Here is a 19175-nt window from a genome sequence, read left to right on the forward strand (position 1 = left end):
TACACGCTAGGCCGCCGCTGTCGGCCTGACCGCCAGGGGTGGGCTGAATACGTACGTCCTGCACCGTCTTGACGAAGGTTCTGTAGCTGGCTGACTGGTTCGCGCCGGACAACTGCTGTGCCATGAGCCGGGCGCCACTGCGCTTGCTGAACTCCTGAATCATTTGCTCAACCTGCATCGAAGGTTTCTGCCAGCTGTCCGGATCTACATATTTCTTGCGCAAGGCAGGCGTGTTGCATTTGGCGCCGCCATACGCCCTGGACAGCGCGGGCAAGTCGCCCAAATACCAGCTTTCCAATTCCTGGCATACCAGCCGGACGATGGTGTCGGGTCGCCCCGCAGCCTGGCACAGCGCAACCAGCCTCTTCTTCAGGGCGCTGCAATCCTGGTTGTCATTGTCTCGCACGATGACGAACCGGACACCCGGTTCCTTCCATGCCTTGAGCTTGATCGGAATACTCCTGTCCAGGTCGCTCTTGCCTTCGTGCTGGATGCATTGGAAATGCTGGTACATGACCCAGCCTGGAATCAGCCGAGGCAGCAGGTCGTCCAGCAGTACTTTCATGGACGGCTCCTCCACCAGGAAAATGATCCGCCCGCTCACCGGTTCAGGCCCTCGAACAGGCCCTGCTTCCACAGATAACCAGGCAGGTCGCCCGCTTCATACAGTGAACGAAGATTCCCAGAGTCGCTGGCCCGGCTGATGGTGGTGAATCCTTTTTCCTTCTTGAGGCAGTAAACCTCCTCCAGCCTGAGGGCGTTCAGGAAATCAGGCGAGTGGGTGGAGATGAAGACCTGTCCGCCACGGCGGGCGTAGGCACGGAATTCCTCTGCGAGTTCGGGCAGCAATTCAGGGTAGAGCTGGTTTTCAGGTTCTTTCACGGCCAGCAGTGGAAACGGCTTGGGGTCGTGCAGCAACACGAGGTAGGCGAACATCTTGATCGTGCCGTCAGACACGTAGCGGGCGATGAAGGGGTCCTTGAAACTGCCGTCCTGGAAGCGCAGCACCAGGCGGCCATCTTCAGTGGGCTTGGCCTCCACCCGTTCCACGCCCGGGACCCGTTGCGCCATCACTTCAAGAATGTGGTCGAACTTCTTGCGGTGGTAGGTGTAGAGATATTGCGCGACCTGGGCCACGTTGTCGCCGCGCGTTGAAAGGTGCTCGGCGAAACCGTCCTCCGTGCTGGAACGTGCCTCGGCAATGTGGAAATCTGAAATCTGCCAACTTTCGATCAGGGATCGGAACTCAGAGACCACCCGAAATTCCTTGAACTGCCCCAGGCCCTTGATGGCTAGAATGTCTGGCTCATCCAGCGCATATTCGGCTCGCTCTTCACTGGCCCCCAGGTCGCCGTAAGCGGATTCGTTGGTGATCGCCGTGCCCTTGCCACAGGAAAAGTCCACGAAATGCCATGGTTTGCCACGCTGGCCGCGCCGGAATTTCAATACCTCGCGTTCCACGACGATGCGCCCGTCTCGATCTCCGACGGCAATCTCGTAAGTTGCCAGCCGTCCGCCGGACTCGCGGAACTTCAGACTGATCTGCAAAGGCCCGCTGGCGCCGCGGCTGATGAGTTCCTTCAGGCCGCCACGCCGCATCACGGCTCGTCCAACGTTTTGGGACAGTGAGTCCTTCAGGAAGGAAAATACGTCGAAGAGCGTGGATTTTCCGGTGCCGTTGGCCCCCACCAGCGTCACCAACCGTGGCAGGTTGTCCAGCTTGGCGCGGCGGAACACGCGGTAGTTTTCGATCTCGATGGATTCGATTTGCACGGCATCACCCTTGGCGCTTCATTTGCCCATGGCGTCACGGCGGTTTGGCGGCATATGAGGTGCCAAGTTTGCCGAAGGACTGGTGATTTCCGGTCCTGTCGCGACGGGATTTTCAGGAACAGCAAGGATGATAGCCGCCCAAAACAGCGGCCCGGTCCATGGCTGGCGCCTGTGCCGTCGCGGCGCCAGCTTGCCTCACATGCAGAAGCGCCCGCTCTCCACCGCCTGCAGCGCCGTCAAAAAGGCCGCCGCGTTCCAGCTCTGTCCCGCCATGCCGCAGGGCTGCAGCGTGCGGCCGTGGAACCACTCCGTGAAGCGCCAGTCGGCCGCGGCGTTGGCCTGGGCCAGCTTGATGAGCTCCGTGCGCGCCAGCTCGCGCCGGCCCATCAGCGCCAGCGCCATCACGTAGAAGCCGCCGATGAAGGGCCAGATGCCGCCGTTGTGGTACTGGTGCGGATGGTTCTGCTGGTGCCGTGCCATGTACTGGCGCCACAGCTCGTGCTCCTCGTGGATCGGCTGCAGCACCGAGCGCCCGGGGTAGGGCGTGCCCGCGCCGCCGGCCTGCAGCGTCTTGAGCACCTGCTGCGCCATCGAGTCGCCTGCCAGCCCATACAGCACCGACAGCACGTTGCCGAACACGTCCCCCTCGTCGCCCGCGAAGGACAGGTTCACGAAGCTCAGGTACAGCCCCGGGCTCGCCTTGCCCCGGCGCGCGTAGTGGCCCATCAGGCGGCTGCGCCGGTACTCCGGCAGATCGCGGTGGAAGGGGTGGAACAGGTGGTTGAAGTGGTAGCGCGTCTCCTCCCACTGCGGCAGCTCGTACAGCGACTTGACGCGGAACCACAGCGCGTTCGTGTAGAGCACGTAGCCCGAGCGGGGCATGATGTCCGCCCAGTCGCTGGCCTCGTTCTGCTGCAGCAGGAAGAAGCGCTGGTGCTCCTGCGCCTGCAGCCACTGGATCGCCTTGTCCACCTCGGGCTGCCAGCGCGTCTTCATCGCCGGGTCGGCCGAGTGGCGGCGCACGTGGTCCACCGCGATCAGCCACCACAGCGTGGCGTCGATGCAGCCCAGGTACCAGAAATCGGCCTCGGTGCCGGCCGGATCGACGTACTTGGGGATCTGCCCGTTGCCGGCCTGGCCGCGCGCCAGGGCGTCCAGGCTGGCGATGGCGCCGGCCTCCAGTTCGGGGTCGCCGCTGCCGGCCATGGCCAGCACGCAGATGGCCGCGTCGCGCCCGAACACCCGCGTGTAGCTGCGCGATTCGGCCATCGCCCCCGGCGTGGCCGCCAGCACGCCGCCGGCGGTGCAGTTGCGCTTGAGCAGCTGGAGCGATTCCTGCCGGCAGCGCTCCAGCAGCGTGGCCTCGTCCGCGGCGCTGGCCAGCGGCGGCTGAGGATGGGCGGCGTCTTTGAGGGTCAGCATGGGTCGTCTTCCTGCGCTTGACATGGTTCAAGCGGCATGGTGGCGCGGCGTGCGCGGCACCAAGGGTGCAATTGACCGACGATCACCCGCCAGTTCGCACCGGCCCGCCCGCCGCCGTGACATCTGCACGCTGCGGCCCGCGGGCCCCGGACGCCTTTCCGTTGCCCGGCACGAGGGCCGGGTTCAGGAGCTCTGCACGCTTCCCTCTTCAGGGGGGCGATGCCGCGGCCGCAGGCGCGGCCACAGCGGCCGCGCGGAGGCCGCCAGCCGCACGAGGCGGCCCAGCGCCCATTGCGCGCCCAGGGTCAGCGCCACCAGCAACGCCAGGCCCAGCGCCCAGCTGAGCCACACCAGCGGCACCAGGTAGGGCAGCACGGCCTGCACCGCCGCAGCCGGGTGCTGCAGCTGCTCGATGGCCCACAGCGCGAAGTCCCGCAGCGCCTGCAGCTCCTGGGGGTCCAGCTCCAGCCACAGCTCCAGCCAGGCGGGCGCCGTCCAGGTCGCCACCGACTGCGCCAGCGCCGGGGCCGCGCCCGAGGCCGGCAGCGACACGGCCCATTGCACCGCCTCGCTCAGGCCCCAGGCGCCCGCGGTCCAGGCCAGTGCCAGCACCAGGCTTGTCAGCCAGAGGATGGGTTTCATGTCGTGGCCCCCCTCAGCGCCTGAACTTGATTTCCTGCGCCAGCAGCTCGCCGGTGCGGCCGTCCAGCTTCAACTCGACCTTGCGCCCCTGGTCGTCGCGGGCCTCGACCTCGTAGCTGCCGTCGCGCTCCAGCTCGATCTCGCTGATGTCGCGATAGCCGCGCGCGGTCACGCGCTCGATGATCTGCGGCATGGTCAAGGTGGGCGCCGGGGCGGTGGCCGGGGCGGTGGCCGGGGCGGGCGCCGGGGCGGGCGCCGGCGCGGGGGTCACGGTCTGGGCCTGGACGCCGATCGCGGCGGCGAGGAGGGTGGCGCCCAGGAGACGGTGCTTGGTCAAGGTCGTCATGGTCTTGCTCCCCGGTGGGGTTTCGGTTGAACAGGGCCCGGATGCTGCGCCCCGCCGCATGAACGGCCCATGAACCGGCCATTCACCAGGCGTTCATGTCGCCGGCGCTACGCTTGCCCGTCAAAGCTCCACGCTCCCGCCGCCCACCCGTACCCGTGCCACCGTTCCCCCGACTCCAAGCCCAAACGCCCGACCGTGCGCGCCGGCGCCTGCTCGCGCTGCCCGGCCTGGCGCTGGCGGCAGCGCTGGCGCTGGGCTTCGGCGGGGCGCCGGCCTGGGGCGACAGCCAGGACCGCGCCGCCATCGAGCGGGGCCGCGGGCGCATCCTGGCGTTGGAGCAGTTGGTGCGGCAGGTCTCGGCACTGCTGCCCGGACGGCTGCTGGAGGCCGAGCTGGACGATGACGACGGCCGCCTGGTCTACGAGATCAAGTGGCTGCTGCCCGACGGCCGGCGCCTGGAGATCGAGCTCGATGCCCGCGACGGCACCTGGCTGTCGCTGCAGGGGCCGCGGCTGGAGAGCGCGTTCCATCGCCCACCGGCACCGGTCGCCGCCCAACCGGGAGAGAAGCGATGAGGGTGCTGGTGGCGGAAGACGAGCCGGCGCTGGCGCGGCAGTTGCAGCAGGCGCTGCAAGCGGCCGGCTTCGCGGTGGACGTGGCGGGCGACGGCATCGATGCCGAGTACCTGGGCCGCGAGCTGCCCTTCGACGCCGTGGTGCTGGACCTGGGCCTGCCGGGCAAGGACGGCCTGTCCGTGCTGCGCGCCTGGCGCGCCGCCGGCTCGGCCGTGCCGGTGCTGGTGCTCACCGCGCGCGGCAGCTGGCAGGAGAAGGTGCTGGGCATCGACGCCGGCGCCGACGACTACCTCGGGAAACCCTTCCAGATGGAAGAGCTCGTGGCACGGCTGCGGGCGCTGGTCCGGCGCAGCAGCGGCCTGGCCAGTCCGGTGCTCACGCTGGGCGCCGTGCGGCTGGACACGCGCAGCTGCACGCTCGAGGTCGAGGGCCGCCCCGTGGCGCTGACCGCGCACGAGTACCGCGTGCTGGCGTACCTGATGCACCAGCGCGGGCGCGTGGTGGCGCGCGCCGAGCTGTCCGAGCACCTGTACGCGCAGGACGCCGACCGCGACAGCAACACGCTGGACGTGTTCATCGCGCGGCTGCGCCGCAAGCTGCCCCCGGGCTTCATCGCCACCGTGCGCGGCCTGGGCTGGCGCATCGACGAGGCCGCGGCGTGATCCGCGCGGATTCGCTGCGCCGGCGCCTGCTGCTGGCGGCGGCGCTGTGGATCGCGCTGGGCCTGGCCGCGGTGGGCGTGCTGCTGGTGCTGCTGTTCAGGCAGCACGTGGAGCAGGAGCTGGCCGAGCGCGCGCGGGTCCAGCTCGACGCGCTGATCGCCGGGTTGGCGGTGGAGCCTCCCAGCGCGGACGCCGCCGCGCCCCCGCACCTGCGCCTGCAGCGCGAGCCGCCCGATCCCGCCTTCCGCCAGCCGCTGGGCGGGCTGTACTGGCTGGTGCAGGGCGATGGCGCGCTGCTGCGCTCGCGCTCATGGTGGGACACGCTGCCCGAACCCGCGCTGGCGGCGCGCTGGTCCACGCTGGACGCGGGCGCCACCGGGCGCTTCGGCGCCACCGGCCCGGGTGATCAGCCGCTGCTGCTGTGGGCGCGGCGCGTGGAGCTGGCCGGCCTGGACGCGCCGGTGGTGGTGGCCGTGGGGTCCGACGTCACGCGGTTGCGGAGCCTGACGCGCAGCTACGCGCTGACGGTGGGCAGCGCGCTGGGCGTGCTGGCGCTGGTGCTGTGGGGCGCGTCGTGGCTGCAGGTGCGCTCCGGGCTGGCGCCGCTGGGGCGCTTGCAGTTGGCGCTGCAGCGCCTGCGCGGCGGCCAGGCGCAGCGCATCGAGGGCCGCTACCCGGCCGAGGTGCAGCCGCTGGTGGCCGACCTCAACGCCGTGCTGGACGACAACGAGCGGCTGGTGCGGCAGGCGCGCGAGCAGTCCGGCAACCTGGCGCACGCCCTGAAGACGCCGCTGGCCGTCATCGGCAACGCCGTCACGCACTGGCCGGGCGAGGACGGCGCGCTGGTGCGCGCCCAGCTGGCGCTGCTGCAGCGGCAGGTGGAACTGCACCTGGTGCGCGCGCGGGCCGCGGCGCGGGCGCTGGACAGCACGCCCGGCGCGGCAGCCGGCACGCCCGTGTCGCCGGTGCTGGAGGACCTGCTGCGCGTCCTGGAGCGGCTGTACGCGGCGCGGCAGCTGCGCTTCGAGCGGCAGCTGCCGCCGCAAGCGCTCCGGGTGGCGATGGCTTCGGACACGCTGCACGACCTGCTGGGCAACCTGCTGGACAACGCCTGCAAGTGGGCGCGCGGCCGCGTGCGGGTGTGCGCGCGGGTGGAGGGCGAGCCCGGCGCGGCGGCGCTGGCGGCCATCGAGATCCACGACGACGGGCCGGGCATCGCGCCCGAACAGCGCGAGGCGGCGCTGCAGCGTGGGCAGCGCCTGGACGAGCGCCAGCCCGGCAGCGGCCTGGGCCTGGCCATCGCCGACGAGCTGGTCCGCTTGCATGGCGGCACGCTGGCGCTGGAGGGCTCGGAACTGGGCGGGCTGCTGGTGCGGGTGTGCCTGCCGGTGCGTTGAGGTGGAAGCGGCGCGCTACGAGCACGCCGACCCTGGTGCCGCGGCCGGTGTCGCGGGCATGTGCAGGCTCAGGCTCACGCAGAAGGTGCTGCCCTGGCCCGGCGCGCTTTGCAGCGTCAGCTCCCCGTCCATCAGCGTCACGAGCCGGCGCACGATGGACAGGCCCAGGCCCGTGCCGCCGTAGCGCCGCGTGATGGAGCCGTCGCCCTGCGTGAAGGCTTCGAAGATGCGCGAGTGCATCGCCGCTTCGATGCCGATGCCGGTGTCGATGACCTCGAAGCGCAGCAGGCAGCGGCCGGCCTGCGGGTGCTGCGCCGCCACGCGCAGCGTCACGCTGCCGCGGGCCGTGAACTTCACGGCATTGCCCAGCAGGTTGATCAGCACCTGCCGGATGCGCAGCGGGTCGCCCAGCAGTTCCTCGGGCAGCCCCGGCGCGGGCTCGAAGCACAGCGCCAGCCCCTTGGCGGTGGCCTGGGCCTGGACGATCGCGCGCACCGTCTCCAGCAGCGTGCTCAGCCTGAAAGGCACGCGCTCCAGGTGCAGCTCGCCGGCCTCGATGCGCGAGAGGTCCAGCACGTCGTTGGTCAGCGCCAGCAGCTGCTCGCCGGCCAGGCCGATGTGGCTGACGAAGCCGCGCGCCTTCTCGGGCAGGCTCATCTGCGCCAGCAGCTGGCTCAGCCCGATGACGGCGTTGAGCGGGGTGCGGATCTCGTGGCTCATGTTGGCCAGGAAGCGGCTCTTGGCCTGGTTGGCGGCCTCGGCGCGCTCGCGCGCCTCGGCCAGCTGCGCGGTGCGCTGCTCCACCATCGTCTCCAGGTGCTGGCGGTACTGCGCCAGCTCCTCCTCGTTGCGGCGGCGCTCGTCGATGTCCAGGAACACGCCCACCGCGCGCCGCGCGCGGCCGTCGCCCAGGCGCTCGACCACACGGCCCATCGTCATCAGCCACACCCAGTGTCCGTCGCGGTGGCGCTGGCGGTACTCCACGGAGAAGACGGGTGCCTGCCCGCGCAGGTGGCGGCGCAGCGCCTCGCTCGCCCGGGGCAGGTCCTCGGGATGCACCAGGCGTTCCCAGGTGTCGTAGCGCGGCTCCAGCTCCCAGGCCTGGAAGCCGAGCATGCGCGGCCAGCGCTCGTTGAACTGCAGCGAGCCCTCGCGCAGGTCCCAGTCCCACAGGCCCAGCCCGGCGCCCTCGACGGCCAGCGCCAGGCGCTGCTCGCTCAGGCGCTGCGCCGCCTCGGAGCGGTGCATGCGCTCCAGCGCCATGAGCTCGCGCTGCTTGAAGCCCAGCCGCGTCACGCTGGCCACGGTCAGCAGCGCCAACACGCCGGCCAGCGACACCAGCGCGGCCGGCAGGATGGCGTCGCGCACGATCTCGCCCTGGGACACGCCGGTGAGCAGCAGCCACGGTGTGCCCGCCACCGGGCGGCTGACCAGCAGGTAGCTGCTGCCCAGCAGATCGACGCCGTCGAAAGGCCGGCCCTGGACCACCTCGCCATTGATCGCGCGCATGGCCGCCGAGTACGGCGTGGCCGCCCGCAACTCGGCCTTCGTCTGGCTGCCCTCGCGCACGGCGCGCAGCACGGTCACGGCGCCATCGCGCTCGCGCCAGGCGATGCGTGCCTCTCCGGTGGCGGAGGCCGAGGGCCAGCTCGCCAGCACGCGCACCAGGTAGCTGTCGGCGTGCACCCGCATCAGGACCACCGGCCCCGGCCGCCCCTGCAGGTCCGACAGCGGCACCAGGAAATCCACCACCACCGAGCCGTCCACGCTGTGGGGGCCGCGCATCTCGCCAACGGGCGGCAGGGCGTGCATCGGCCCGGCCTCCGGATCGGTGGCCGGCCCCGGCTGCGAGCTCCAGGCCACGCCGCCTTGCCCATCGAGCAGGAACAGCGCGTCCACCGCGGTGGCGCGGCGCCACTCGGCCAGCCGCGCGGCCAGCAGCCTGCCGGCCTGGGCGTCACCGCCTTCGCGCCAGTGCCGATAGAGATCACCCAGGAAACCGCTGCTGCCGAGCAGGCGCAGGTTGCCGTGGCGTTCGCGCACCCAGTCCGCCACCTGCTGCGCCTTGGCGTCGGCCAGTGCCTGCAGCCGCACCGCCTCGGTCCGGCGCTCCTCGCGCAGCACCATGGCCACGCCTGCCAGCGTCAGCAACAGCACGCCCAGCAGCGGCAGCAGCAGGCGCCTGCGCCAGTGCGGGCGCGGCAGTTCGGTGGGTGGGCTGTCGGGCACGGTGAAGCAGCAGGTCCCTGGGTGTAACGCGCAGGCTACCAGGGGTTACAAGCGCTTTCCTGCTCCCGCCTAGCGGCACGCCGGGTCATTGCCCGCCACGTCCCTTCCCGATGAGGCCGCGCATTCGCTCGGCGCTCACTCCTCCGCCACCAGCGCGCCCGCCGGCAGCGTCGAGAACACCTCCGCCACCCGCAATTTGCCCTCCCGCACCGCGTGCTTTTCCCCCGTCAGCACGTTGCGCAGCGTGAGCCCTTCCGCCCAGGACGGCAGGTCGACCGCGGTATCGCCCCAGGCCTCCTCGCCCAGCGGCCAGCCCATCTGCAAGCCCAGCAGCCGCGCGAAGAAGCGCCCGCCCACCGTGATCAGCCGCTGCCCCTCCGCCGTCTCGCGCGCGAAGGCGATCACGTGGTCCGCGCGCGGGCCGGTGGCGCTCAGCGCCTGGTAATTGCCGTCGCGGAACAACTCGGGGCTTTGCGCGCGCCACTGCAGCAGCCGCCACGTCAGCCACAACTTCAAGCGGCCGTCGTGCAGCAAGGGTGTCAGCTCCTGTACGTTCACCAAGCCGTCGGGAGAAGCCGACAGCGTCTCGAACTGCTCCAGCAGCCGGCTGCGCTGGTCGTAGTCCACCGGCCGGCGGTTGTCCGGGTCCACCAGGCTGAAGTCCGGCAGCTCGTTGCCCTGGTACAGGTCCGGCACGCCGGGCAGCGTGTATTTCAAGAGCACCAGCGTCAGCGAGTTCAGCGCGCCGAACCACGCCAGCATCTCCGCCTGCGCCTGGATCTCGGTCAGCAGCGGGTTCGGCTTGACCCGCGGCAGCGCGCTGCGGATGAAGGTCAGCAGCGCCTCCTCGTACTCCGCGTCCGGGTTCACCCAGCTGCTGTTGCGCTTGGCCTCGCGCACCGCCTTGAGCGCGTAGCGCTCGATGCGCTCGCGGTACGCCGGCAGCGCCTCCTCCGTCAGCCCCTGCGCGGGCAGCGTGCCCAGCAGCGTCTGCAGCAGCAGGTACTCGTCCGCGCGCGAGGGCATCTGGTGGCCTTCCGGTGCCGACACCCGCGCGCGCTGCAGCTGCGGCGCCTTGTAGAAGCGGCGCAGCGACAGCCGCCACGCGGCCGGGAATTCGCTCAGCACGTCCAGCCGGCAGCGCACGTCCTCGCTGCGCTTGTTGTCGTGCGTGGAGGTCGCCAGCATCGTGTGCGGCCAGCGCGCGGCGCGGTCGGCGTTGGCGCCGTGGAAGGCCCGCAGCGTCATGCCGAAAGTGCCCGGCTCGCCGCCCACCTCGTTCAGCGGCAGGAAGCGGTTGAAGCGGTAGAAGGCCGTGTCCTCCACGCCCTTGGCCGTCACGGGCGCCGTGAACTGCTGGAAGCGCATCGCGAAGCGCCGCACGCGTTCGCGCAAGGCCTCGTCCGCCCCTTCCACCGCCTCCGCCAGCAGCGTGCAACGCACGAAATCGAACACCGTGGGGTCGGCCGCGCGGCTGCGGCGGCGCGCCTGCGCCACGGCCCAGTCGATGAAGCGCCGGTCCTGCGCCGAGGGCTTGTCCACGATGTAGGTCCGGTACACCGGCATGCACGCCGCCACCTCGGCCAGCGCGCGGCGCAGCTTGTTCAGGCCGTGGTCGCGCGTGCGCCGGTGCGCGCGCGCGATGCGCAGCAGCTCCGTCGCCAGCACCGTCAGCTCCGAGCTCAGCGACACCCGCATGATCAGCTGCTTGCCCTGGTAGCCCACCTCCTCGAAGGGTTCGTCCTCGCCGCTGACGGCCTGCCAGATGCGGTCGAAGCGCTCGCGCGCGCTGCAGTCGATGAGCACGCCGTTGAGCACGTTCATCGCGCGGTAGCCGGTGGTGCCGTGCAGCGCCCAGTGCTCCGGCACGTCCTCGTGCCCGGCCGTGATCTTCTCGGCCACCACGTACAGCGGGCGCGAGGGCCGGCCGCTGTCCTCCTTCTGTGGCAGCAGCAGTCCCACCCGGCGCGCGTAGCCCTGCTGCAGCCAGTTGAAGTACTGCGCCGGGTCGTGCAGCCCGTCGGGGTGGTCGATGCGCAGCCCGTCCACCACGCCCGCGGCGCACAGCTCCAGCGCCAGGGCGTGCGTGGCTTCGAACACCGCCGGTTCCTCCATGCGCAGCGCGGCCAGCTCATTGACGTCGAAGAAGCGCCGGTAGTTGATCTCGTCCGAGGCCACGCGCCAGAAGGCCAGCCGCCAGGCCTGCGCCGCGTGCAGCGCGTCGATGGCATCGGGCGTCTGCTGGTCGGCCAGCGCGGCCTCGATCGCGCCCTGCACCCGGCCGTCCTCGTGCAGCAGCGCGATCAGCCGCTCCTTGAGCAGCGCCTGGTCGCGCTGGCGCTCGAAGCGCGCCTGCGGTGCCGCGTCGTCGCGCGCGGGCAGGTGACGGCAGGCGGTGGCCAGGCTCTGCAGCGCCAGCGAGGAGGCGCCCTCCAGGAACGTGGCCGCGCGCTCCAGCAGCGGCGCGGCGGTGCGCGGGTCCAGCGGGAAGCGGTGCTCCCAGTACTGCAGCGCGAAGGCGCCGCGCTCCGGCTCGAACACCAGCTTCAGCTCGCCCGCCTCCAGCACCTGGCCGAAGTGCTGGCCCAGCACCGGCAGCAGCACCTTGCCCTGCAGCGCCGGATCGACCGGCTGCCAGTCGATGTCGAAGTAGCGCGCGTAGGCCGAGGCCTCGCCGTGCTCCAGCACGTCGGACCACCAGGCGTTGTGCCCGCCCAGCACGCCCATGTGGTTGGGCACCAGGTCCAGGATGATCCCCAGTCCGTGCTCCTTGGCCGCCGCGGCAAAGCGCTCGAAACCCTCGCGCCCGCCCAGCTCCGGGTTGAATTCGTCGTGCGCCACCACGTCGTAGCCGTGCGTGCTGCCGGGCCGGGCACGCATCAGCGGCGAGCAGTACACGTGGCTGATGCCCAGCCGCTGCAGGTAGGGCAGCACGGCGGTGGCGTGCTCGAAGTCGAAGTCCTTGTGGAACTGCAGCCGGTAGGTGGCGCGCGGCACCACCGCCTGCGCGCGCGGGCGCTGCAGCGCCTGCAGCGGCGCGTGCGGACGCAAGCGCGCCAGCACGCCCGACAGCGACAGCACGCGCTCGTCCGCCACCAGCGCGTCCAGCGGCAGCGGCAGCTTCTGGCGCCAGTTGGGGTGCTCGTTGACGGTGCCGGGCAGGTTGGGCTGGTCCAGCACGCCCAGCGCGTCCTCCAGCTGCACCATCAGCACCCACGAGGGCGTGCGCGCCATGTAGGCATGCACTGCCTCCACCAGCGGCTGCGTCAGCGGTGGCGGGTGCGCCAGGTCGATGCTCACGTCCGGCGGCAGCAGCTCCGCGTGCCGCAGCGCCAGCAGCAGCCGGTATTTCTCCTGCGCGCGGGCCACGAGCTGCTCCTCGTACACCGCGTCCTCCGGGTACAGGCCGAGTCCCTTGCGCACCTGCAGGTCGTGCCCGTTCCACCAGCCCGCCAGCGTGGGCAGGTCGTGCGTGCTGACGGCCACCAGCGCCGCGCGCGGGTATTCGTCGGGGGCCTTGAAGGTGCCGCCCTCGCCGCGCTCGAAGTACAGCAGCCGGTACGACAGCACCTCGGCCTCGGCCAGCGCCGCGCGCACCTCGTCGGCCACGGTGCCCAGGTCCTCGCCGATGACCATGCACCGGTTGCGCTGGCTCTCCACCGCCACCACCGCCATCAGCTCCTGGAGCGGGTAGTGCACGTAGGCGCCGCGGGTCGCGCCGCCTTCGGGCGGGATCCAGTACAGCCGCATCAGCCCCATCACGTGGTCGATGCGCAGCGCGCCGGCGTGGCGCATGTTGGCGCGCAGCGTCTCGATGAAGAAGCGCAGCTTGCTGCTCAGCAGCCGCTGCGGGTGCAGCGGCGGCAGGCCCCAGTCCTGGCCCTGGACGTTGATCTCGTCCGGCGGCGCGCCCACCGTGGCGCCGGACGCGTAGAGCGCGGCGTGGCCCCAGGTGTCGGCGCCGGCGCGGTCCACCGAGACGGCCAGGTCCAGGTACAGCCCCACCGCCAGCCCGCGCGAGCGGCAGCGGTGCGACACGCGCGCGAGCTGCAGGTCCGCCTGCCACTGCAGGTACTCGTGGAACTCGACCGCCTCGCGCTGCTCGCGCTGGAAGCGGCGCACCGCCTCGCCGCGCGGGTCGCGGAAGGCTTCCGGCCACACCGGCCAACCCCACACGTTGCCGTCCTGCGCATGGAAGCGCGCCTGCAGCGCCTCGAAGGTGGCGAACAGCCGCAGCGGCTCGCCGCGGTCGGCCTGGAAGGCGCGGAAGGCCCGCCCGCGCGCGCTGGCCGTGTCCAGGTGCCGCTCGCGGAAGTGGGCGTACAGGCGGCGCAGCACCTCGGTCTTGGCGGCGGCCACGCCGGGGTAGTCCACCTGCCGCGCGTCGCGCAGCTGCTGCAGCCGGTTCTGGAAGCCCGCGGAGCGCACCAGCGCCTGGGCGCTGTCGCACTCGCGGAAGTCCTCCACCGCCTCCACGTCCAGGTAGATGGTGTTGAGCTGGGAGCGCGAGGAGGGGCTGTAGGGGCTGATGTGGTACGGGTTGTGGCTGAACAGCGCGTGCAGCGGGTTCAGGCCCACGATGCCCGCGCCGCGCTCGCCGAACTCGGCCACCAGCTCGGCCAGGTCCGTGAAGTCGCCGATGCCCCAGTTGCGCTGCGAGCGCAGCGCGTAGAGCTGCAGCGCCGGCCCCCAGACGCGGGCGTCCTCCTGCAGCGCCGCCGGGCGCCAGCAGCGTGCCGGCGCGGCGATGAGCAGGCATTCGCCCAGCGCGATGCCCTCGGTCTCCAGCACCAGCCGGTGGTAGCCCGAGGGCAGCCGGGTGGCGATGGACAGCCGCAGCGCGCGCATGGCGCGGCCGTGCACCACGGCCTGCGCCTGCTCGGCCAGGGCATCGGCGTCGGCCTCCCAGCTGTGGATGGCGCCTTCCTCCTCGTGGATGGTCCAGCGCAGCAGCCGCACCTCGCGCGGCAGCTTCATCGGCAGCTCGAAGCGCTCCTCCTCGGCCTTGACGGCCAGCACCGGCGGCAGCGGCTGGTGCCAGTCGGCGGCCTCGGCGGCGTCCAGCGCCTCCGCGTCCAGGGACTTCACGCCCAGCTCGGCCAGGATCGCCTTCAGGCCCACGTCCGGCACCTCGTGGCGCTGGCCCCAGACGTCGTGCCACTCGGTGCCCACCTTCAAGCGCTCGCACCAGCGGCGCAGCAAGTCGTCAGCCATCCACGTTCTCCACCGTGACGATCACGCCATCCGGTTGCAGTTGCCCCGAGCCGTCGGCCCGCAGCTCGAACACCACCTGGCCCGCCAGCGGCGGGCGCGGCTGCGGCGCCGCGCCGAAATTCGCCGCCAGCCGCAGCGTGGCGCCCTCGCCCAGGTGCCACACCACCTGCAGCAGCCCGTCCTCCACGCGGTACTTGCCGCCGCCGGACAGGCCCGCCAGGCGCGGCGTCAGCCACTGCCGGCGCAGCGCCAGCAGCTGCCGCACCAGCGCCAGGCGCCGCGCGTGCGGCTCCAGCTCGCGCTGGCGCCAGTCCGGTCGGCTGACGGTGAAGCTGGCCTCGGCGTTGGGGTCCGGAATCGCGGCGCGCGCCTCCTCGCTGTTGAACGCCTCGAAGCGGCCGAACTCCTCGCGCCGGCCCTTGGACACCGCCGCGGCCAGTTCGGGGCCGAAGTCGCAGAAGTAGAGGAAGGGCGCCGAGGCGGCGAACTCCTCGCCCATGAACAGCATGGGCACGTGCGGCGACAGCAGCAGGCAGGCGTAGAGCGCGTCCAGCCGTGCCACCGGCGCGAGGTCGCTGATGCGCTCGCCGAAGGCGCGGTTGCCGATCTGGTCGTGGTTCTGCAGGAAGGAGACGAAGGCCGTGGAGGGCAGCTCCGCGCTGGGCTCGCCGCGCGCCTTGCCTTCGCGGAAGGCGGACGGGTCGCCCTGGTAGGCGAAGCCCTCCGCCAGGCAGCGGCCCAGCCGCGCCACGGGGTCGTCGGCGTAATCGGCGTAGTAGCCGTCGCGTTGGCCGGTGGCCAGCACGTGGGCGGCGTGGTGCAGGTCGTCGTTCCACTGCGCGTCGGCGCCGGTGGGCAGGTTCTGGTCGTCGCGCGCCAGCAGCCGCGCGGCGTTGTCGTCGTTCTCCAGCACCACGTGCACGTGGCGGAATCGCCCCGGGCCGGCGCGCAGCGTGCGGGCGACCTCCACCGCGATGTGCGTGGGCGAGTCGTCGGCGATGGCGTGCACCGCGTCCATGCGCAGCCCGTCGAAGTGGTATTCATCGACCCAGTACAGCGCGTTGGCGACGAAGAACTGGCGCACGCGCTGGCTGTGCTCGCCGTCGAAGTTGATGGCCGCGCCCCAGGGCGTCTGGTGCGCCGGGTTGAAGAAGGCCTTGCAGTAGGCGTGCAGGTAATTCCCTTCGGGGCCGAAGTGGTTGTAGACCACATCGATCAGCACCATCAGCCCCAGCCGGTGCGCCTCGTCCACGAAGCGTTTGAGGTCCTCGGGCCGGCCGTAGCCCGCGTCGGGCGCGAAGTGCAGCACGCCGTCGTAGCCCCAGCCGCGCCGGCCGGGGAAGTCCGCCAGCGGCATCAGCTCCACGGCCGTGATGCCCAGCTCCGCCAGCTCGGCCAGGCGCTGCTGGGCCGCGGCGTAGGTGCCTTCGGGCGTGAAGGTGCCCACGTGCAGCTCATAGACCACCGCCTCGTGCCAAGGCCGGCCGCGCCAGCCGCTGTCGTTCCAGCGGTAGCCGTCGGGGTCGATGACCTCGCTGGCGCCGTGCACGTCGTCGGGGTTGAAGCGCGAGGCCGGGTCGGGCACGGCCAGGCCATCGGGCAGCACGAAGCTGTAGCGCGTGCCGGCGCGGGCCTCGGCCACGATGAGTTCGTGCCAGCCCTCGGCCAGCGCGTTCATGGGCAGCACGCGCTGCACGCCGGCTTGTTCGAGGCGCAGCCGCAGCGCCGGCGCATCGGGCGCCCACAGGCGAAAGCGCACGCCGCCGCCGTCATCCAGCAGCGTGGCGCCGAAAGGCATGGTGTGCATAGAAGCTCTCAGGGGGAAAGAGTTGATGAGAGGGCAGTGCGAGGCCGCTGGCTGATATGGATTCCACAAAGTCCCTGAACCTCAGACTCCGTTCGTCCTGACGGACCGAAAAATACAAATCACACCGTCACCATCGGCCGCGTGAGCACCACCAGCGAGCGGCCCCGCAGCCCGTAGCGCTGGCCGGCATGCAGCAGGCCGTCGCCCAGGCCCTCGGCCTCGAAGGTGTCGATGAGCGCGCGCCAGGCTTCCCCGGGGATGTCGGGGATGGTGAAGGGCACTTCCTCGGCATCGGCGTTGAAGGCGATGAGGAAGTCGTCGTCGTAGATCGGCCGCCCGCGCCGGCCCACGTCGTCGATGGCCGCGCCGGCGAGGTACATGCCCAGGCAGCGCGCATGTTCGTGCTCCCACTCCTGGGGCGTCATCTCGCGGCCGTCGGGCTTGAGCCAGAGCACGTCCTTGAGCTGGCTGCCGAACAGCGGGCGCCCGTCGAAGAAGTCGCGCCGGCGGAAGGTGGGGTGGCCGCGGCGCAGGTTGATGAGCATCTGCGTGAAGCGCAGCTGCGCCTCCTGCGCGGGCGTGAGGTCCCAGTGCAGCCAGCTCGTTTCGTTGTCCTGGCAATAGGCGTTGTTGTTGCCGCCCTGGGTGCGGCCGACCTCGTCGCCGGCCAGCAGCATGGGCACGCCCTGCGACAGGAACAGCGTGGCCAGGAAGTTGCGCTGCTGGCGCTCGCGCAGCGCCAGGATGTCCAAGTCTTCCGTGGGCCCCTCGGCGCCGCAGTTCCAGGAGCGGTTGTTGTCGCTGCCATCGCGGTTGTCCTCGCCGTTGGCCTCGTTGTGCTTGGCGTTGTAGGCCACGAGGTCGTGCAGCGTGAAACCGTCGTGGGCGGTGATGAAGTTGATGCTGGCGTGCGGCTTCTTGCCCGAGCGGCCATAGAGGTCGGAGGAGCCGGTGAGGCGGCGCGCGAACTCGCCGATGAGCCCGCCGTCGCCCTTCCAGTACGCGCGCATGCCGTCGCGGTAGCGGTCGTTCCACTCGGCCCAGCCAGGCGGGAAGTTGCCCACCTGGTAGCCGCCGGCGCCCAGGTCCCAGGGCTCGGCGATGAGCTTCACGCGGTTGAGCACCGGGTCCTGGCGGATGACGTCGAAGAAGCCGCCCAGGTGCTGCACGACGCCGCCCTCGCGCGCCAGGGCGGAGGCCAGGTCGAAGCGGAAGCCATCGACATGCATTTCCTCGACCCAGTAGCGCAGCGAGTCCATGACCATCTGCAGCACGCGCGGGTGTTCGAGGTTGAGGGTGTTGCCGCAGCCGGTGTAGTCGGCGTAGTAGCGCCGCTCGTGGCCGAGCATGTAGTAGGCGGCGTTGTCGAGGCCGCGCATGGACAGCGTGGGTCCCATCTGGTTGCCCTCGCAGCTGTGGTTGTAGACCACGTCCAGGATCACCTCGATGCCCGCCGCGTGCAGCGTGCGCACCATGGTCTTGAACTCCTTGACCTTTTCCGAGGCGCTGTAGCGCATCTCCGGCGCGAAGAAGCCCAGGGTGTTGTAGCCCCAGTAGTTCTGCAGCCCCTTCCGTGCCAGGTAGTGGTCGTTGAGGTTGGCGTGCACGGGCAGCAGTTCCAGCGTGGTGATGCCCAGCCGCTTGAGGTAGAGGATGGCGGGCGCGGTGGCGAGCGCGGCGTAGGTGCCGCGCAGCGCGTCGGGCACCTCGGGGTGGCGCATGGTGAAGCCGCGCACGTGCATCTCGTAGACCACCATGTCGGTCCAGGGAATGTCGGGGCGCTTGTCGTCGCCCCAGGTGAAGGCGGGCTCCAGCACGCGGCACTTGGGCATGAAGCTGGCGCTGTCGCGGCGGTCGAAGGAGAGATCCTCCTTGCGGTGGCCCAGGGTGTAGCCCCAGAGCGAGTCGTTCCAGCGCAGGCGGCCGATGAAGTCCTTGGCGTAGGGGTCGAGCAGCAGCTTGTGGTGGTTGAAGCGGTGCCCTTCCTCGGGCTTGTAGGGCCCGCGCACGTAGTAGCCGTAGGCCAGCCCGGGGCGGGCCTCGGGCAGGTAGCAGTGCCAGAGGTCGTCGGTGCGCTCCTTGAGCCGGATGCGCTGGCGCTCGCGCCGCCCGCTGGGGTCGAAGATCGCCAGGTGTACTTCCTGGGCGTGCTCGGAGAACAGCACGAAGTTCACGCCCTCGCCGTCCCAGGTCGCGCCCAGCGGGTAGGGCCGCCCGGGCCAGACGGTGGTGATGGGGGTCTCTCGGCTCATGGCGGAGGCGCTTGAGCAAATGGGAAGCCTGCAACGGCGGGCAAATTGCCCGGCTGCGGCCGAGCAAGCTGCTCTGTCCCACCGCCTGGGGTGGCGCGCACAGTGCCCGCATTGCGTCACACGGCCGACCGCGGCCCGCGTCCCATGCCTTCCACCTTCCTGCATCGCGCCGCCGCGGCGCTCGTCCTGGCCTCGCTGGGGGCCAGCGCCCAGGCTGCCGGCCACTGCGGCGGTGCCTCGCCCGCCGACCCCGGCGCCAGCGATCCACGCGCCCGCGAGGTCAGCACCCTGTCCGTCGAGTACTGGGCGGACCAGCCCGCGGGCATGGTCACCTGCAGCTATGGCTACTGGGCCGCCAAGTGCGGCGACTTCGAGGCGGCGCACCGGATCTTCGACAAGTGCATCGCCAAGGGTTACGCCGGCGCCATGATCTGGAAGGGCCTGCTGCTGGAGGACGGCTCCGGCGTGCCGCGCGACCCGGCCGCCGCCGCCGCCCTGTACAAGCGGGCGGCCGGGAGCGCCGACGAGGGCTACGCCGCCCTGGGCAGCCTGCACTACGCCACGGCGCTGTACGAGGGCCACGGCGTGGAGCGCGACGAAGGCGAGGCGCGCAAGTGGTTCGAACGCTCCGCCGCGCTGGGCAGCGAGGACGCCAAGACCTTCCTGCGCACCGGCCACCACACCGCCTCGCGCAACCAGCGCGGCGAGGGCGTGGGCCCGGTGCCGGGCGCCGTCACCGCTGCCCAGGCCGCGGCGCAGCGTCTGGTGAAGCAGGCGGCCGAAGCGCTGCCGGGGCTGCCCGGCGAGGTCGCCTGGCTGGGGCTGGGCGTGCTGGCGCTGGTGGGCGCGGGCGCCT

At 71.2% G+C, this 19175-nt stretch carries 13 protein-coding genes; 4 read left to right on the plus strand and 9 right to left on the minus strand.

Annotated features, from left to right (window positions below; genetic code table 11):
- The 5 genes from Q0741_RS00045 to Q0741_RS00065 all read right to left on the minus strand — a co-directional run.
- A partial coding sequence (locus tag Q0741_RS00045) for a DUF4276 family protein (RefSeq protein ID WP_298231157.1) occupies window positions 1-565 on the minus strand: 565 nt, incomplete at its 3' end.
- Between the two features lie 35 nt (window positions 566-600).
- The gene (locus Q0741_RS00050) at window positions 601-1773 is read right to left on the minus strand and encodes an AAA family ATPase (RefSeq protein ID WP_298231158.1); all 1173 of its coding nucleotides are present in this window, start codon (window positions 1771-1773) and stop codon (window positions 601-603) included.
- A gap of 195 nt (window positions 1774-1968) precedes the next feature.
- Window positions 1969-3195 carry a glycoside hydrolase 100 family protein gene (locus tag Q0741_RS00055; RefSeq protein WP_298231159.1) on the minus strand — a complete coding sequence of 409 codons (1227 nt, stop codon included), beginning with the start codon at window positions 3193-3195 and terminating at the stop codon, window positions 1969-1971.
- 183 nt (window positions 3196-3378) lie between these two features.
- Window positions 3379-3837 (minus strand): hypothetical protein, encoded by a 459-nt coding sequence (locus tag Q0741_RS00060; protein ID WP_298231160.1) that lies wholly within the window; start codon window positions 3835-3837, stop codon window positions 3379-3381.
- Between the two features lie 13 nt (window positions 3838-3850).
- Window positions 3851-4183, minus strand: a complete 333-nt coding sequence (locus Q0741_RS00065; RefSeq protein ID WP_298231161.1) for a PepSY domain-containing protein — start codon at window positions 4181-4183, stop codon at window positions 3851-3853.
- Between the two features lie 155 nt (window positions 4184-4338).
- On the opposite strand from Q0741_RS00065, the gene Q0741_RS00070 reads away from it, so the two are divergent.
- From Q0741_RS00070 to Q0741_RS00080, 3 genes are read left to right on the plus strand one after another with little or no spacing between them, the layout of a single operon-like run.
- A complete protein-coding gene (locus Q0741_RS00070) occupies window positions 4339-4758 on the plus strand; it encodes a PepSY domain-containing protein (protein WP_298231162.1) in 420 nt (139 codons plus the stop codon).
- Window positions 4755-5420 carry a response regulator transcription factor gene (locus Q0741_RS00075; protein WP_298231163.1) on the plus strand — a complete coding sequence of 222 codons (666 nt, stop codon included), beginning with the start codon at window positions 4755-4757 and terminating at the stop codon, window positions 5418-5420. The genes Q0741_RS00070 and Q0741_RS00075 overlap by 4 nt, the downstream gene beginning before the upstream one ends.
- A complete protein-coding gene (locus tag Q0741_RS00080) occupies window positions 5417-6817 on the plus strand; it encodes a sensor histidine kinase (RefSeq protein ID WP_298231164.1) in 1401 nt (466 codons plus the stop codon). Before Q0741_RS00075 ends, Q0741_RS00080 begins: the two co-directional genes overlap by 4 nt.
- A 15-nt stretch (window positions 6818-6832) precedes the next feature.
- Here the strand turns inward: Q0741_RS00080 and Q0741_RS00085 are convergent, their stop codons facing one another.
- From Q0741_RS00085 to glgX, 4 genes are all read right to left on the minus strand, one after another.
- Window positions 6833-9046 (minus strand): ATP-binding protein, encoded by a 2214-nt coding sequence (locus Q0741_RS00085; protein ID WP_298231165.1) that lies wholly within the window; start codon window positions 9044-9046, stop codon window positions 6833-6835.
- Window positions 9047-9181: 135 nt separating this feature from the next.
- Window positions 9182-14260 carry a malto-oligosyltrehalose synthase gene (locus Q0741_RS00090; protein WP_298231166.1) on the minus strand — a complete coding sequence of 1693 codons (5079 nt, stop codon included), beginning with the start codon at window positions 14258-14260 and terminating at the stop codon, window positions 9182-9184.
- The gene (gene treZ / locus Q0741_RS00095) at window positions 14253-16067 is read right to left on the minus strand and encodes a malto-oligosyltrehalose trehalohydrolase (RefSeq protein WP_298231167.1); all 1815 of its coding nucleotides are present in this window, start codon (window positions 16065-16067) and stop codon (window positions 14253-14255) included. The genes Q0741_RS00090 and treZ overlap by 8 nt, the downstream gene beginning before the upstream one ends.
- A gap of 119 nt (window positions 16068-16186) precedes the next feature.
- Window positions 16187-18319 carry a glycogen debranching protein GlgX gene (gene glgX / locus Q0741_RS00100; protein ID WP_298231168.1) on the minus strand — a complete coding sequence of 711 codons (2133 nt, stop codon included), beginning with the start codon at window positions 18317-18319 and terminating at the stop codon, window positions 16187-16189.
- Window positions 18320-18463: 144 nt separating this feature from the next.
- On the opposite strand from glgX, the gene Q0741_RS00105 reads away from it, so the two are divergent.
- The coding region (locus tag Q0741_RS00105; protein ID WP_298231169.1) for a hypothetical protein at window positions 18464-19175 on the plus strand (712 nt) is incomplete at its 3' end.

It is taken from the genome of uncultured Azohydromonas sp. (assembly GCF_937926365.1).
Classification (GTDB): Bacteria; Pseudomonadota; Gammaproteobacteria; order Burkholderiales; family Burkholderiaceae_C; genus Azohydromonas.

Bases quoted from the DNA above. Each gene is read 5' to 3' on its own strand.
- Q0741_RS00055 (WP_298231159.1), bottom strand. From the start codon at position 3,195: ATGCTGACCCTCAAAGACGCCGCCCATCCTCAGCCGCCGCTGGCCAGC.
- Q0741_RS00060 (WP_298231160.1), bottom strand. From the start codon at position 3,837: ATGAAACCCATCCTCTGGCTGACAAGCCTGGTGCTGGCACTGGCCTGG.
- Q0741_RS00065 (WP_298231161.1), bottom strand. From the start codon at position 4,183: ATGACGACCTTGACCAAGCACCGTCTCCTGGGCGCCACCCTCCTCGCC.
- Q0741_RS00075 (WP_298231163.1), top strand. From the start codon at position 4,755: ATGAGGGTGCTGGTGGCGGAAGACGAGCCGGCGCTGGCGCGGCAGTTG.
- Q0741_RS00090 (WP_298231166.1), bottom strand. From the start codon at position 14,260: ATGGCTGACGACTTGCTGCGCCGCTGGTGCGAGCGCTTGAAGGTGGGC.
- treZ (WP_298231167.1), bottom strand. From the start codon at position 16,067: ATGCACACCATGCCTTTCGGCGCCACGCTGCTGGATGACGGCGGCGGC.
- glgX (WP_298231168.1), bottom strand. From the start codon at position 18,319: ATGAGCCGAGAGACCCCCATCACCACCGTCTGGCCCGGGCGGCCCTAC.